The following is a 14,141-nucleotide window of genomic DNA, read 5'->3' as shown; positions in this document are numbered from 1 at the left end:
TGACAGGTGACAGGGGACTGGGGACTGGTGACTGGTGACTGGTGACTGGTGACTGGTGACTGGTGACTGGTGACTGGTGACTGGTGACTGGTGACTGGTGACTGGTGACAGGGGACTGGGGACTGGTGACTGGTGACTGGTGACTGGTGACTGGTGACTGGTGACTGGTGACTGGTGACTGGTGACTGGTGACTGGGCAAAAATATCTATCTCCTACCTTCTGCCTCCTGCCTTCTGCCTTCTGCCTCCTGCCTTCTGCCTCCTGACTCCTGACTCCTGACTCCTGACTCCTTGTAATTAATTCCAATCTTCCTCTTCCTTCTTCCCCCGACTTTTATAAATGCCTCCAACTTGATGTATTTCACGGGTTTTGGCAAAAAGTTCCGCTTCCGTTAAACCCCAACGTTGCAAAACTTTATCTAAGTCTTGTTGAATGTCCCGTGCGCCAGGAAAGCCTTGATAGCGTATTCTCATCCGAGCTAATTCAGCTAAATTGTAATCTGTTGCCTCCTGAGAGAGTAAACTATTAATAAAGGGGCGATCGCGGTTGTAGAGTGGATGCTGTTGATCTTTACTTGCGGAAGATTCTGTCATAAATTTTACCGATGATAGGATTTCACTTTACCCAAGTTGACAGGCTCAACAGTTGCCAGAATAGCCAAATTTTTAGCCATAACTGGCAAATGACGGCTACTACACCTGAGCTAATTACGGCTCTCACCACTGCCATCCAATTTTAAATAAAGATACATTATCTTTAAGAAAATACAAGAAACTTTAGATCAGGGTGAACCTTTAGATCACCCAAAGTCCAAGCAGCAAGGGAGCAAGAACCCGCTATGTTTGAACACTTCACGTCCGAAGCCATCAGGGTAATTATGTTAGCTCAGGAGGAAGCACGCCGCCTGGGACATAACTTTGTCGGTACAGAACAAATTCTCCTGGGTTTAATGGGAGAAGGAACAGGGGTTGCTGCTAAAGTGCTGGCTGAGTTAGGCATTAACCTGAAAGATGCGCGTCGGGAAGTAGAAAAAATTATTGGTCGGGGTTCTGGTTTTGTCCCACCGGAAATTCCTTTTACACCAAAAGTAAAAAGTCTATTTGAGCAGTCCTTCAGAGAAGCTCATGGTCTTGGACACAATTACATAAACACTGAACATTTATTGTTAGGTTTAACTGAGGCGGGGGAAGGAGTAGCCGCTAAAGTATTGCAAAATCTCGGTGTTGACCTGCAAACTATCCGCAATGCCGTGATGAGTGTGTTAGGTGAAGATAACACAGTTTTTGCTGGTGGCGGACGCAATACCAGACGTAATCAAAATCTGAGTATAGAAGAATTTGGGCGTAATCTCACCAAATTAGCTCAAGAAGGCAGATTAGATCCGGTAGTGGGTCGGCAAAATGAAATTGAGCGCACTGTACAAATTCTCGGTCGTCGTACCAAAAATAACCCGGTGTTAATTGGTGAACCTGGTGTTGGCAAAACTGCGATCGCCGAAGGTTTAGCTCAACGCATCATTAACCAAGACGTTCCTGAAGTATTACTGGACAAAGAAGTAATTAGTCTGGATATGGGTTTACTGGTGGCAGGAACTCGCTTCCGGGGCGACTTTGAAGAACGTCTGAAAAAAATCATGGATGAAATTCGCTCCGTCGGTAATATCATCCTGGTAATTGATGAAATTCATACCCTCGTCGGCGCTGGTGGTACAGAAGGCGGTTTAGATGCGGCTAACATCCTCAAACCCGCATTAGCTAGAGGTGAACTGCAATGTATTGGTGCAACTACCTTAGATGAATACCGTAAATACATTGAACGGGATGCAGCGTTAGAGAGACGTTTTCAACCGATTTTAGTCGGAGAACCATCAGTAGCAGAAACTATTGAAATTCTCTATGGTTTGCGCGGTGCGTATGAACAACACCACAAAGTTACCATTGCTGATGATGCAATAATAGCAGCAGCACAGTTATCAGATCGTTATATTAGCGATCGCTTCTTACCAGATAAAGCCATAGACTTAATAGATGAAGCCGGTTCTCGTGTGCGTTTACGTCACTCCCGCATCATCAACAACAAAGAACTCAAACTGCAACTGAAAAACGTCAGCAAGGAAAAAGCAGAAGCTATCAGAGTTCAAGACTTTGGTAAAGCTAGTAAACTGCGTCAAGAAGAAATAGAACTGCAAACCAAACTTGACCTAGAAGAAAACCTGCAAACTCTCAACATTCCCAGCGTTGACGAAGAAGACATTGCTGAGATCGTCGCTTCTTGGACAGGTGTACCAGTAAATAAACTAACTGAATCTGAATCAGAGTTATTACTACACTTGGAAGACACCCTACATACACGCCTGATCGGTCAAGAACAAGCAGTTACAGCCGTTTCTCGCGCTATTCGTCGCGCCCGTGTGGGTTTAAAAAATCCTAATCGCCCCATCGCCAGCTTTATTTTCTCTGGTCCGACAGGGGTAGGTAAAACCGAACTAGCCAAAGCATTAGCGGCTTATTTCTTCGGTTCGGAAGATTCCATGATTCGCTTAGATATGTCCGAATACATGGAAAGTCACAATGTTTCCAAACTCATCGGTTCACCTCCAGGTTATGTAGGCTACGACGAAGGCGGACAACTAACAGAAGCAGTACGCCGCAAACCCTACACAGTGCTACTTTTCGACGAAATCGAAAAAGCGCATCCCGATGTATTCAATATGCTGCTGCAACTTTTAGATGATGGTCATCTTACGGATGCCAAAGGTCGAAAAGTAGACTTTAAGAACACCTTAATTATCTTGACATCTAACATTGGTTCTAAGGTAATTGAAAAAGGTGGTATGAGTTTAGGATTTGAATTTGATAACCAAGCTGATGCAAGTTATCAACGTATCCGCAACTTGGTAAACGAAGAACTGAAAAATTACTTCCGTCCTGAGTTCTTAAACCGTCTTGATGAAATTATCGTCTTCAGTCAGTTGAACAAGGAAGAAGTCAAGCAAATTGCTGACATTATGCTGGGTGAGGTTGCTAACCGCTTAACTGAAAAAGGCATCAAATTAGAAGTCACAGCAGCCTTTAAGGAACTAGTGGTGAGAGAAGGTTATGATCCTAGTTATGGTGCTAGACCTTTACGCAGGGCTATTATGAGACTTTTGGAAGACTCCTTAGCTGAGGCTATTTTATCCAGTCAGATCATCGAAGGTGATACAGCTATTGTAGATGTAGATGATGATGGCCAGGTAAAAGTAAGGAAAGCAGAAACCCGCGAGTTACTGTTAGCTAATGTTGGTTAATTTTGAATAACATATTGACGTTATTCCGTTAATGGGGTAAAGGGAAAAGGTGAAGAAAAACCTTTAACCTTTACCCTTTATATATTTTAATATATTTTAATATATTTTAATATATTTTAATATATTTTAATATATTTTAAATTCAGAAAAAACTGGGCGATCGCTTACTTTATAAGCTGATGTCCGGCTAAACTATATAATCAAAAAACCTGAAGTTACAGTAACACAAGCATCTTGCTTATATTAATTATTCAGGTTAGGAGAAGGAACAGGTAAGGTTTACAGAGATTTTTTCTTCAATAACTATGTGCAATTACAATTAATTTTGCTTGCGTACTTATTAATTACTGGATAAACATAAAACATGATATCAGGGGAAATTAAAAGTCAAGTAGATAAAATTTGGGATGCTTTTTGGTCCGGTGGTATTTCCAACCCCCTAGAAGTAATTGAACAAATTACCTACCTGTTATTTTTGCGTCGTCTGGATGACCTGCATACCTTAGCAGAAAACAAAGCTACCCGACTCAAAAAGCCAATGGAACGGCGTATTTTCCCAGAGGGAGATTATGTATTAGAAAAATCCGAGTCGGGAGAACCGCTAAAAAAACGCCCCTATGATCATTTGCGTTGGTCGCGGTTTCAGCATTTCGCACCGCCAGAAATGTATGCTGTGGTGAATGAATTTGTCTTCCCGTTTCTGCGGACTTTAGGTGGTGATGACTCGACCTATGCCCACCACATGAAAGATGCTCGTTTTACCATTCCCACCCCGGCACTACTTGCTAAAGTAGTGGACTTGATCGCTAATATCCCAATGGATGACAGGGACACCAAAGGCGACCTGTATGAATATATGTTAAGTAAAATTGCCTCAGCCGGACAAAATGGGCAATTTAGAACACCGCGCCATATTATTGGGCTAATGGTGGAACTGACAGCACCCAAACCGGGGGATGTAATTTGTGACCCTGCTAGTGGGACCTGTGGCTTTTTAGTGACTGCTAATGAATACTTACGTCAACATCACCCCCAGGTGTTAACAGATGTCAAGCTAAAAGCACATTTTCACCAGCAGATGTTTCACGGGTTTGATTTTGATAATACCATGCTGCGAATTGGCAGTATGAATATGCTCCTGCATGGTGTAGAAAATCCTGATGTGAGATATAAAGATTCTTTAGCACAGGAACACGCAGACGATGAGGAAACCTATACTTTATTATTGGCTAATCCTCCCTTTGCTGGTTCTTTAGACTATGAAAACACAGCCAAGGATTTATTAGAAATAGTTAAAACTAAGAAAACAGAGTTATTATTTTTAGCTTTATTTTTAAGATTGCTGAAACCAGGAGGTAGGGCGGCGGTAATTGTCCCCGATGGGGTGCTGTTTGGGTCTTCCAAGGCACATAAAGAATTGCGGAAAATACTGGTAGAGGAACAAAAGCTAGATGGAGTCATATCCCTCCCTGGTGGTGTGTTTAAGCCCTATGCGGGAGTTTCTACGGCGATTTTACTCTTTACTAAAACCAATTCGGGAGGAACTGATTTTGTTTGGTTCTATGATGTCAATGCCGATGGATTGAGTTTAGACGATAAAAGAACACCTTTGTTAACTGAGGATAAACTTGGATCTGTGCCGGCTGTGCAGTTAACCCCGGAGGAACATAGTAAAAATAATTTACCTGATATTTTAGCACGGTGGCAGGTACGTAATACTACAGAACGAGAACGCCCCCGCACCGCTCAAAGTTTCTGTGTCCCAAGGGCGGATATTGCGGCTCAAGGGTATGATTTAAGTCTTAATCGTTACAAGGAAGTGGTACATGAGGAGGTAGACCATTTACCACCCCAGGAGATACTGGCTAAATTAGCCAAGTTGGAGTTAGAAATTCAACAAGGTATGGAGAAATTAGGGAGTTTGTTAGGTTAACGTTCCCTGAGCGAAGCCCGTTCCCTGAGCAAAGTCCGTTCCCTGAGCAAAGTCCGTTCCCTGAGCGAAGCCCGTTCCCTGAGCGAAGTCCGTTCCCTGAGCGAAGTCCGTTCCCTGAGCGAAGTCCGTTCCCTGAGCAAAGTCCGTTCCCTGAGCAAAGTCCGTTCCCTGACCGAAGTCCGTTCCCTGAGCGAAGCTTGTACTGAGCTTGTACTGAGCGAAGCCGAAGTGCGAAGCCGAAGTGTCGAAGGGAACAAAGTCGAAGGGAACAGAGAGAGGGAACATTGCCAGATTTAAGTATAAAATAAACTTAAAAAATTCAATCATCAACCGATGGCATATATATATATTATTGAATGTGCTGATGGTAGTTACTACACTGGTAGTACAATGGATTTAGATCGTCGTTTATGGGAACATCAAAATGGTTATGGAGCAAATTATACAGCGAAACGCTTACCTGTTAAGTTAGTTTTTTGTGAGTATTATGAGCTTGTAAAAGATACTTATGAACGGGAAAAACAAATACAAGGTTGGAGTCGCAAGAAAAAACAAGCTTTGATTTTAGGAAATACAAATTTATTACATAAGTTGGCTGAGTGTCAAAATGAAACTCATTACAGTCGGTTTGCTCATTTGAGTTAGGAAAAGTGTTCCCTTCGACACTTCGGCTTCGCACTTCGGCTTCGCACTTCGGCTTCGCACTTCGGCTTCGCACTTCGGCTTCGCACTTCGGCTTCGCACTTCGGCTTCGCACTTCGGCTTCGCACTTCGGCTTCGCTCAGTACAAGCTCAGTACAAGCTCAGTACAAGCTCAGTACAAGCTCAGTACAAGCTCAGTACAAGCTCAGTACAAGCTTCGCTCCCTTCGACTTCGCTCAGGGAACGTTGGTCAGGGAACGGGGAGGCTTAGGGAACGTTGGTCAGGGAACGGGGAGGCTTAGGGAACGTTGGTCAGGGAACGGGGAGTGAAATTAAAATAGTAAGAAAATAGTAAGATAAGCAGTTTATAGGAGTAATGGTCATGACAGTTACAACTGCTCAAAAAATGACTTTTGAGGAATTTCTTAATTATGACGATGGGACGGATTATTTATATGAATTAGAAAATGGGGAATTAATTGTTATGCCTTTTGAAAGTGAGATCAATCGGCGCATAGCGATGTTTTTAGTTGCCTATTTTCTAAAATTAGGTATTCCCTATTACCGCTTGAGTATGAAAACAGAAATAGCTGTAAATAGTCGCATGGTGGGGGTGCGTGTTCCTGATTTGGTGGTATTTTCTGAAGAGTTGGCACAGGTGATGCAAAATGCTACACGCTCTTTAATTTTAATGGATATGCCGCCCCCTTTGTTGGTGGTTGAGGTGGTAAGTCCTAATCAAGAAAAGCGAGATTATCGTTACAAGCGTTCTGAGTATGCAGCGCGGGGTATTGCTGAATATTGGATTGTTGACCCGATGGCGCAAAAGGTGACTGTTTTAGAGTGGGTGGAAGGTTTGTATGAGGAGCAGGTTTTTACAGGTGATGAGGTGATTTGTTCGCCTTTGTTTTCTGAGGTGAAGTTAACTGTAAATGAGTTATTACAAGGATAGTAAAAATGTGTATATAATTGATTTTATTGAGGTAAAAAACTATGCGAATTACTTTAGATATTCCTGATGAAATGGTAGAGAGTTTAGAATCTCACAAGGAAGATTTACCAAAAATATTGGCTTTAGGGTTACGAGAAATTAATGCTAATCCCAAGGGTGGTATTTCTGGTTTAGCTGAGGTTTTAGAGTTTTTGGCAATGTTGCCATCTCCTGAACAAATTTTATCTCTTCGTCTTTCTTCTGAGGTTCAGGATAAAATTGATGCTCTTTTAGAGAAAAATCGCCATCAAGGTTGGGATGAAAATGATCTTGTTTTATGGCAACATTATGAGTTTATTGAGCATTTGGTACGTCTTGCTAAAGCTCAGGCTTTACTGAGGTTACAAGCAAGTTTATGAGTAAAAGTTATATTTCTAATAATTTGCGACAAATGGTGTTTAATCGCGCTCAGGGGTGTTGTGAGTATTGTTTGATTCCAGAAAAGTTAGTTTTAGCTAATCATCAGATAGATCATGTAATTGCAGAAAAACATGGGGGTGCAACTGTGTTAGAAAATTTAGCTCTGTCTTGTTCCTTATGTAATCAAGCTAAAGGTAGTGATATTGCTTCAATTGATCCTGATTCTGGTGATACTGTGAGACTCTATAATCCTAGAAAAGATATTTGGCAAGAGCATTTTATTTTAAATTCACAAAGTGGTATGATTGAACCTCTAACAGCAATTGGTCGGGTAACTGTTCAATTATTACGGATGAATCGTGTTGAGTATTTACCTGTACGTAAAATTATTTCTAGTTTAAATATAAATTAGTAATTTTTCATCAAAAAAGCACTTTCTTCATGCACAATTAGAGTTTTAGTTGAGGTTATTTATATATAAAACTTTATTTTTTAATATCAATGTTGTTTATTAATAATTTGGAGAAAATGCTGGGATGAGTAGTTATCAAAATATTGTACTTGGAAATATTATGGCTTCAAAACTTGGTTCAGTGAATCCATCTAAATTTACTAAAGAGATTTTTGATCTCTATAGTATTCCTGCATTTGATACTGGTCAGCCAGAAGTAGTTTATGGTGAAAAAATAGGATCTGTAAAACAAATTGTTCAGCCTGGAGATGTGTTACTCTCTAAAATTGTTCCCCACATTCGTAGAGCATGGATTGTTGGAGAAAACAAAACTAGAAGAATTATTGCATCTGGTGAATGGATTGTATTTCGTAGTGATAAAATTGAACCCCGCTATCTTAGACACTTTCTTGTTGGCGATATGTTTCACGCGAAATTTATGCAAACAGTTTCAGGTGTAGGAGGTTCGTTATTAAGAGCTAGACCTGCTCATGTTGCAAATATTGAAATTCTACTACCACCATTAGAAGAACAGAAAAGAATAGCAGAGATATTAGATCAAGCGGAGGAGTTGAGGAGAAAAAGAAAGGAAGCGATCGCACAACTCGACACCCTCACTCAATCCATTTTTATAGAAATGTTCGGCGATCCTGTTAAGAATCCAAAGAAGTGGAATGCAGATAAAACTTTGGGAGAGGTTGCTGATATAGTTTCAGGAATTACAAAGGGAAGAAAGTTAAATGGGCAGAGTGTTCGTGAAGTTCCTTATCTAGCTGTTGTTAATGTTCAAGAACATAAACTAGATTTGAGTGTAATAAAAACAATAGAAGCAACAGAAAATGAAATTACACGATACAGATTGGAAGTAAATGATTTAGTTCTTACTGAAGGCGGAGATCCTGATAAGTTAGGTAGAGGAACTATATGGAAGGGAGAATTACCTGAATGTATCCATCAAAACCACATTTTTCGGGTTCGTATTAACTGTAATCTAATTCATCCATTGTTTTTAATTTGGTTAATTGGTAGCCAGCGCGGAAAGAAATACTTTCTAAAACAGGCAAAACAAACAACAGGAATTGCCACAATTAATATGACACAGTTACGCGGTTTTTCGCTTTTACTCCCCCCCCTATCCCTTCAACAAGAATTTGCCCAAAGAGTCGAAGCAGTAGAAGAACTGAAAAAATCACATCACGCCTCATTATTAGAACTAGATGCCCTCTTTGCATCCCTCCAACATCGCGCATTTAAAGGAGAACTATAATCTTAAAAAATTGATTTACACTAGAAAAAAACCGAGAAATATTAGACTTCTAAAACTACTTTCGCCACCGATTCAACCAATCTACCTGACCAACCCAATCCGCCGCTTCTGCGTCAGATAATAGGTTATCTAATGCCATAATTAAATCGGAAAGTGACCAACTATTCTGAGCAGCAAGGATAATACCACCATGTTGCGGATACTTTTCTGCTAGAACAATAAAAAATACATCTTCCCTGAGAAGTTGCACGTAATAATTGAATTTCATCACTAGCATCTAAAGGCATCCAGTCATTTGGTGTACGAGTGACATCATGACCTTTAGACACCAATGCTAAATGTAGTGATTTACTAGAGGTATCAGCATCCAGATGCAGCTTGAGTTTAACCATTGGCACTTTCTAAGGATTGCTCAGAAGAGATCGCTGTATCAATCTGCTCCTTATTGACTACATAAAAACTCAAAGCCTCTCTTACTTGTGCCTCATTTAGCTCATACTCATCAGCAATTTGACTGAGACTCATACCCCATTTTTGGGAAGCTATCACCACAGTCTGCACTCTAATTCCTGTACCTTTAATGATTGGTACAAGTTGCCCATTTGCTCCCTGACGATAAGCAATTTGTGAAAAAGATGCTTTCAGGGTACTGACTTTTTCTGTTACAGCCCACAGAATAAATTGATCAAGCGAAATCCCCTGACTTTGAACTAATTGCTCAATTTCATGCTTCAACTGTTCAGGTAAATTTAGGGTATATGCTGTCATTTGCCGTATTTATTTGCTGGCCTTAGAAACATCATAAGAAACATTATATTCTAAATGTAGCTCAACATCCCATGAAATTCTAGCTTGAAATCAACATATTTACTGAATATAATGAGTATAATCTATTGAAACTAACAACAGCTTATTAACTAAATGAGCCAGTTTACCTTTCTTAAACCCGAATTTCCCACCATTTACGAATCTGCTCACAAAGCCTTTAAAACAGCCTATCGTGACCCGCGGACAGCCTGTTTTTATAGCCGTCGCGCCTTAGAATTAACAGTAAACTGGCTCTATAAATACGACAATACATTAAACTTACCCTATCAAGATAACATTAGCGCCCTCATCCATGAACCGACCTTTAAACAATTAGTAGGTCAAGCCATATTTAACAAAGCCAAACTCATCATTAAAATTGGTAACAACGCCGTTCATGATGAAAGAAAAGTACCCATTAACGATAGCCTCACCGCAGTCAAAGAATTTTTTCATATAGCATATTGGTTAACCCGTACCTACGGACGCACCACCAAACCAGAACCAGGTTTAACTTTTGATATTAACGCCATACCGCAAGTTACCAAAACCACCCCGGTGAGTGAGCAAAGTCGAACTCCAGCCGGTGAGAGAGATAAAACCCCGGTTAGTGAACAAAATCAAACTAAACTTAGTGAGAAAAACAAAACTCCGGTGAGTGAGCGAAGTCGAACTCAAGAACTGCAAAAATTAGCAATAGAACTCAAAGAAAAAGATGAAAAACTCTCCCTATTACTAACAGATAAAAACGCCCTAGATGAAACCATAAAACAACTCAGAGCCGAACTAGCAGCAGTCAAAAAAGTAAATATTAGCCAACCAGATACACACGACTATTCAGAACAAGAAACCCGCAAGTCAATCATAGATTTATTATTAAAAGAAGCAGGATGGAAGCTGGTTTCGACTTCGCTCAACCAGCGCAACAGTTCCCGTTCCCTGAGCGAAGTCGAAGGCCGTTCCCTGAGCGAAGTCGAAGGGAGCGAAGTCGAAGGCCGTTCCCTGAGCGAACTTGAAAGCCGTTCCCTGAGCGAAGTCGAAGTGCGAAGCCGAAGTGTCGAAGGGAGCGAAGTCGAAGGCCGTTCCCTGAGCGAACTTGAAGGCCGTTCCCTGAGCGAAGTCGAAGGGAGCGAAGCTTGTACTGAGCTTGTACTGAGCGAAGCCGAAGTGCGAAGCCGAAGTGTCGAAGGTCGTTCCCTGAGCGAAGTCGAAGGGAGCGAAGTCGAAGGGAGCGAAGCCGAAGTGCGAAGCCGAAGTGTCGAAGGGAACGTTTCCTGTGAATATCCAGTAACAGGAATGCCCAACAACTCCGGTAATGGCTCTGTAGATTATGTATTATGGGGAGATGATGGAAAACCCCTAGCAGTAGTCGAAGCCAAACGTACCCGCAAAGACCCCCGCAACGGTCAACAACAGGCTAAACTCTATGCAGACTGTTTAGAAAAACAATTTAACCAACGTCCCCTGATTTTCTACACCAACGGTTATGAACATTGGTTATGGGATGACACCAACTACCCACCGCGACAAGTCCAAGGGTTCTACAAAAAAGCCGAATTAGAATTACTTATCCAACGCCGCAGCATCCGCAGATCCTTAGCCCAAGCAGATATTAAACCCAGTATAGCAGAACGCTATTACCAAACCCGTGCAATTCGCCGCGTTACAGAAGCTATAGAAACCGACAAAGAACGCAAAACCCTGTTAGTCATGGCTACAGGTGCAGGAAAAACCAGAACAGCGATCGCCCTAGTAGAAATGCTGATGCGTTGTAACTGGGTCAAACGCGCCCTATTTTTAGCCGACCGTGTGGCCTTGGTAGACCAAACCATCAAAGTATTAAAAAAACACCTACCAGAAGCATCTCCAGTTAACCTAGTCACAGAAAAAGATGGAGAAGGGAGAGTATTCGCTTGTACCTATCAGACCATGATGGGATTAATTGATGATACCAAAGAATCAGAAAAACGGTTTAGTGTTGCCCATTTTGATATAATTATTGTTGATGAAGCCCATCGTTCCGTCTTCCAAAAATATCGCCACATCTTCAATAATTTTGATGCTTTACTATTAGGATTAACCGCCACCCCCAAAGATGAAATAGACCGCAATACCTACGGATTATTTGATTTAGAAAGTGGTGTACCTACAGATGCCTATGGCTTAGAAGATGCGGTAAAAGATGGCTTTTTAGTCCCACCTCAAGCCGTCTCAATTCCCCTGAAATTCCAACGTCAAGGAATTAATTATAGTCAACTATCAGAAACAGAAAGAGAAGAATGGGATGCTATAGAATGGGATGATGAAGGTAACATCCCCGACCGCATAGAAGCAGCAGCAGTCAATCAATGGTTATTTAATCAAGATACAGTAGATAAAGTTTTAGAACATCTAATGACCAGAGGTTTAAAAGTTGCCGGCGGTGATATCTTAGGTAAAACAATTATCTTTGCTAAAAATCAAGCTCACGCTAACTTTATCGCTGACAGATTTAATATTAACTATCCCCAATTTAAAGGTGAATTTGCTCGCGTCATTACCTTCAATACTAAATACGCTCAAAGTATTATAGACGACTTTTCTAAAAAAGATAAAATGCCCCATATCGCCATTTCTGTAGATATGTTAGATACGGGAATAGATGTACCAGAAGTAGTAAATTTAGTCATGTTTAAATTGGTGCGTTCTAAAACCAAATTCTGGCAAATGTTAGGAAGGGGAACTCGTCGCTGTGCTGACTTATTTGGTATAGGACAAGATAAACAATTTTTCTATGTATTTGACTACTGCCAAAATTTAGAATTTTTCCAACACAACCCAGAAACCACAGATGCACCCATAGGTAAATCTTTAAGTAAGCAGTTATTTACTAAACGCCTGGAATTAATAGCAGAATTAGATAAATCAATTGTTGATAATTCTATTAATAATTCCGCAATTTACGAAAATCAAACATCTGCAAAAGAACCAAAAACAAATACAGAACTGCGGCATCAAATAGCTAATTTATTATATACAGAAGTGGCAGCCATGAACACAGAAAATTTTATAGTTCGCACAAAACGCCAATTTGTAGAAAAATATGGTAATTATGAATCATGGAAATCATTAGCCCAAGAAGATATTATTACCTTAAATCAAGAAATCGCCGGTTTACCTTCCCAAATACCCACAGAAGCAGAAGAAACCAAACGCTTTGATATATTAATCTTAAAATTACAACTAGCCATAGTCAAATCTCAACCCAATTTAAAACAATTACAAACACAGGTGAAATCAATTGCTGGGTTACTAGAAGAAAAACCAGATATTCCTTTAATTCAAGCACAATTACCATTAATTCAAGATATTCAAAGCGACGAATGGTGGCAAGATGTCACCTTACCCATGTTAGAAACACTCCGCAAACGTCTACGGGGTTTAGTAAATTTAATTGATAAGAAACAACGCGAACCCATTTATACTAATTTTGAGGATGAAATGGGAGAGGAAATTATAGTAGAATTACCTCATTTTACCTCAACAGATCAATTCTATAAGTTCCGATCTAAAGCCAGAGCCTTTTTAAGAGGGCATCAAGATAATATAGTTATTTTCAAACTCAGAACCAATAAACAATTAACCGCATCAGATTTATCCGAGTTAGAAAGAATATTAGCAGAAAGCGGTATCGGAGAAACGGAAGATATTAACCGCGCTAAGGAAGAATCTCAAGGACTAGGCTTATTTGTGCGTTCCTTAGTCGGACTAGATAGGGAAGTTGCTAAACAAGAATTAGCTAGTTTTATAGCTGATAAAAACCTTAATGCTAATCAAATAGAATTTATAGATATGATTATCAACTACCTCACAGAACATGGTGTCATGGATGCAGCATTACTCTATGAATCACCATTTACTGATATTACACCCCAAGGACCAGATGGACTATTTACCTCTGCTCAAGTTGATGAATTAATTGCTTGTTTAGAGGAAGTTTATCAAAAAGCGATCGCCTAACTAAACGTCTAACTAGGGGTTGCTGAGAAAGTCTTTCCGTGAGGGCATAGGAGTCAGGAGTCAGGAGTCAGGAGTCAGGAGTCAGGAGGAGATTTGAAAATTTCTTTGCCATCTCTTGAAATCCCAAAAAATGCACACTTTTTCCGGTATACGCTTCAAAACCCTTGCACTAATTTCTGTGTTTATCAGCCTCTAACCTTTGATATATCAAGGTTTTAGGTTTATTCAGTAAACCCTAACTAGGGCTTGCTGAATAAATATGAAAACTTTACAGGTAAAGGGTTTTAGCCTGCTGGAAGTTAAAAAAGTGCCAGCTTTTACAGGGTATACCTTAAAAACTGTGCATTTTGGGTCTGATAAATTAGAAAATCTGGGGATAACAGATAGCTAAGCTGTTGTGC

General features: G+C 40.4%; 14 protein-coding genes. 9 read left to right on the top strand and 5 right to left on the bottom strand.

From position 1 onward, the window contains the following. Both H6F47_RS04145 and H6F47_RS04140 read right to left on the bottom strand, forming a co-directional pair. Positions 1-307: hypothetical protein (locus H6F47_RS04145; RefSeq protein WP_199291054.1), on the bottom strand; the 307-nt coding region annotated here is incomplete at its 3' end. Beyond that, positions 298-594: a DUF3288 family protein gene (locus tag H6F47_RS04140; protein ID WP_137667579.1), complete on the bottom strand. Its 297-nt coding sequence runs from the start codon at positions 592-594 to the stop codon at positions 298-300. The genes H6F47_RS04145 and H6F47_RS04140, both read right to left, overlap by 10 nt. 245 nt (positions 595-839) lie before the next feature. Between H6F47_RS04140 and H6F47_RS04135 the strand changes: the two genes are divergently transcribed. Then, positions 840-3,290: an ATP-dependent Clp protease ATP-binding subunit gene (locus tag H6F47_RS04135; RefSeq protein WP_190348526.1), complete on the top strand. Its 2,451-nt coding sequence runs from the start codon at positions 840-842 to the stop codon at positions 3,288-3,290. A gap of 364 nt (positions 3,291-3,654) precedes the next feature. Then, entirely contained in the window at positions 3,655-5,223 is a 1,569-nt protein-coding gene (locus H6F47_RS04130; RefSeq protein ID WP_190647794.1) for a class I SAM-dependent DNA methyltransferase, read from the top strand. Here the strand turns inward: H6F47_RS04130 and H6F47_RS04125 are convergent. Beyond that, positions 5,215-5,550: a hypothetical protein gene (locus H6F47_RS04125; RefSeq protein WP_190647792.1), complete on the bottom strand. Its 336-nt coding sequence runs from the start codon at positions 5,548-5,550 to the stop codon at positions 5,215-5,217. The two genes, H6F47_RS04130 and H6F47_RS04125, sit on opposite strands and share 9 nt — an antisense overlap. A gap of 6 nt (positions 5,551-5,556) precedes the next feature. Between H6F47_RS04125 and H6F47_RS04120 the strand changes: the two genes are divergently transcribed. The 5 genes from H6F47_RS04120 (at position 5,557) to H6F47_RS04100 (ending at position 8,934) form a co-directional block, all read left to right on the top strand. Beyond that, entirely contained in the window at positions 5,557-5,868 is a 312-nt protein-coding gene (locus H6F47_RS04120; RefSeq protein WP_190647790.1) for a GIY-YIG nuclease family protein, read from the top strand. A gap of 379 nt (positions 5,869-6,247) precedes the next feature. After that, positions 6,248-6,817: a Uma2 family endonuclease gene (locus H6F47_RS04115; RefSeq protein ID WP_190647788.1), complete on the top strand. Its 570-nt coding sequence runs from the start codon at positions 6,248-6,250 to the stop codon at positions 6,815-6,817. Between the two features lie 41 nt (positions 6,818-6,858). Next, complete coding sequence (locus H6F47_RS04110; RefSeq protein ID WP_190647786.1) at positions 6,859-7,215, top strand: hypothetical protein; 357 nt, start codon at positions 6,859-6,861, stop codon at positions 7,213-7,215. After that, complete coding sequence (locus H6F47_RS04105; RefSeq protein WP_187042020.1) at positions 7,212-7,628, top strand: HNH endonuclease signature motif containing protein; 417 nt, start codon at positions 7,212-7,214, stop codon at positions 7,626-7,628. Before H6F47_RS04110 ends, H6F47_RS04105 begins: the two co-directional genes overlap by 4 nt. 124 nt (positions 7,629-7,752) lie before the next feature. Continuing rightward, positions 7,753-8,934: a restriction endonuclease subunit S gene (locus tag H6F47_RS04100; protein ID WP_190647784.1), complete on the top strand. Its 1,182-nt coding sequence runs from the start codon at positions 7,753-7,755 to the stop codon at positions 8,932-8,934. Between the two features lie 161 nt (positions 8,935-9,095). Here H6F47_RS04100 and H6F47_RS04095 read toward each other — a convergent pair whose 3' ends face one another. Beyond that, a complete protein-coding gene (locus H6F47_RS04095; RefSeq protein ID WP_242027327.1) occupies positions 9,096-9,326 on the bottom strand; it encodes a hypothetical protein in 231 nt (76 codons plus the stop codon). Then, positions 9,319-9,702 carry a DUF433 domain-containing protein gene (locus H6F47_RS04090; protein ID WP_190348521.1) on the bottom strand — a complete coding sequence of 128 codons (384 nt, stop codon included), beginning with the start codon at positions 9,700-9,702 and terminating at the stop codon, positions 9,319-9,321. Before H6F47_RS04090 ends, H6F47_RS04095 begins: the two co-directional genes overlap by 8 nt. Positions 9,703-9,855: 153 nt before the next feature. On the opposite strand from H6F47_RS04090, the gene H6F47_RS04085 reads away from it, so the two are divergent. Both H6F47_RS04085 and H6F47_RS28380 read left to right on the top strand, forming a co-directional pair. Next, a complete protein-coding gene (locus H6F47_RS04085; protein WP_190647782.1) occupies positions 9,856-13,740 on the top strand; it encodes a DEAD/DEAH box helicase family protein in 3,885 nt (1,294 codons plus the stop codon). A gap of 259 nt (positions 13,741-13,999) precedes the next feature. After that, positions 14,000-14,131 (top strand): hypothetical protein, encoded by a 132-nt coding sequence (locus H6F47_RS28380; RefSeq protein WP_268932479.1) that lies wholly within the window; start codon positions 14,000-14,002, stop codon positions 14,129-14,131. The last annotated feature ends 10 nt before the right edge of the window (positions 14,132-14,141 follow it).

The sequence above is a fragment of the Sphaerospermopsis sp. FACHB-1094 genome (genome assembly GCF_014696195.1).
In the GTDB taxonomy this organism is placed as follows: domain Bacteria; phylum Cyanobacteriota; class Cyanobacteriia; order Cyanobacteriales; family Nostocaceae; genus Sphaerospermopsis; species Sphaerospermopsis kisseleviana.
Note: the sequence above shows the minus strand (reverse complement) of the source record. Positions and strands in the feature narration are given on the sequence as shown.

Bases quoted from the DNA above. Each gene is read 5' to 3' on its own strand.
- H6F47_RS04095 (WP_242027327.1), bottom strand. From the start codon at position 9,326: ATGGTTAAACTCAAGCTGCATCTGGATGCTGATACCTCTAGTAAATCA.
- H6F47_RS04100 (WP_190647784.1), top strand. From the start codon at position 7,753: ATGAGTAGTTATCAAAATATTGTACTTGGAAATATTATGGCTTCAAAA.
- H6F47_RS04130 (WP_190647794.1), top strand. From the start codon at position 3,655: ATGATATCAGGGGAAATTAAAAGTCAAGTAGATAAAATTTGGGATGCT.
- H6F47_RS04105 (WP_187042020.1), top strand. From the start codon at position 7,212: ATGAGTAAAAGTTATATTTCTAATAATTTGCGACAAATGGTGTTTAAT.
- H6F47_RS04115 (WP_190647788.1), top strand. From the start codon at position 6,248: ATGACAGTTACAACTGCTCAAAAAATGACTTTTGAGGAATTTCTTAAT.
- H6F47_RS04125 (WP_190647792.1), bottom strand. From the start codon at position 5,550: ATGATTGAATTTTTTAAGTTTATTTTATACTTAAATCTGGCAATGTTC.
- H6F47_RS04090 (WP_190348521.1), bottom strand. From the start codon at position 9,702: ATGACAGCATATACCCTAAATTTACCTGAACAGTTGAAGCATGAAATT.
- H6F47_RS04135 (WP_190348526.1), top strand. From the start codon at position 840: ATGTTTGAACACTTCACGTCCGAAGCCATCAGGGTAATTATGTTAGCT.
- H6F47_RS04120 (WP_190647790.1), top strand. From the start codon at position 5,557: ATGGCATATATATATATTATTGAATGTGCTGATGGTAGTTACTACACT.
- H6F47_RS04110 (WP_190647786.1), top strand. From the start codon at position 6,859: ATGCGAATTACTTTAGATATTCCTGATGAAATGGTAGAGAGTTTAGAA.
- H6F47_RS04085 (WP_190647782.1), top strand. From the start codon at position 9,856: ATGAGCCAGTTTACCTTTCTTAAACCCGAATTTCCCACCATTTACGAA.
- H6F47_RS04140 (WP_137667579.1), bottom strand. From the start codon at position 594: ATGACAGAATCTTCCGCAAGTAAAGATCAACAGCATCCACTCTACAAC.
- H6F47_RS28380 (WP_268932479.1), top strand. From the start codon at position 14,000: ATGAAAACTTTACAGGTAAAGGGTTTTAGCCTGCTGGAAGTTAAAAAA.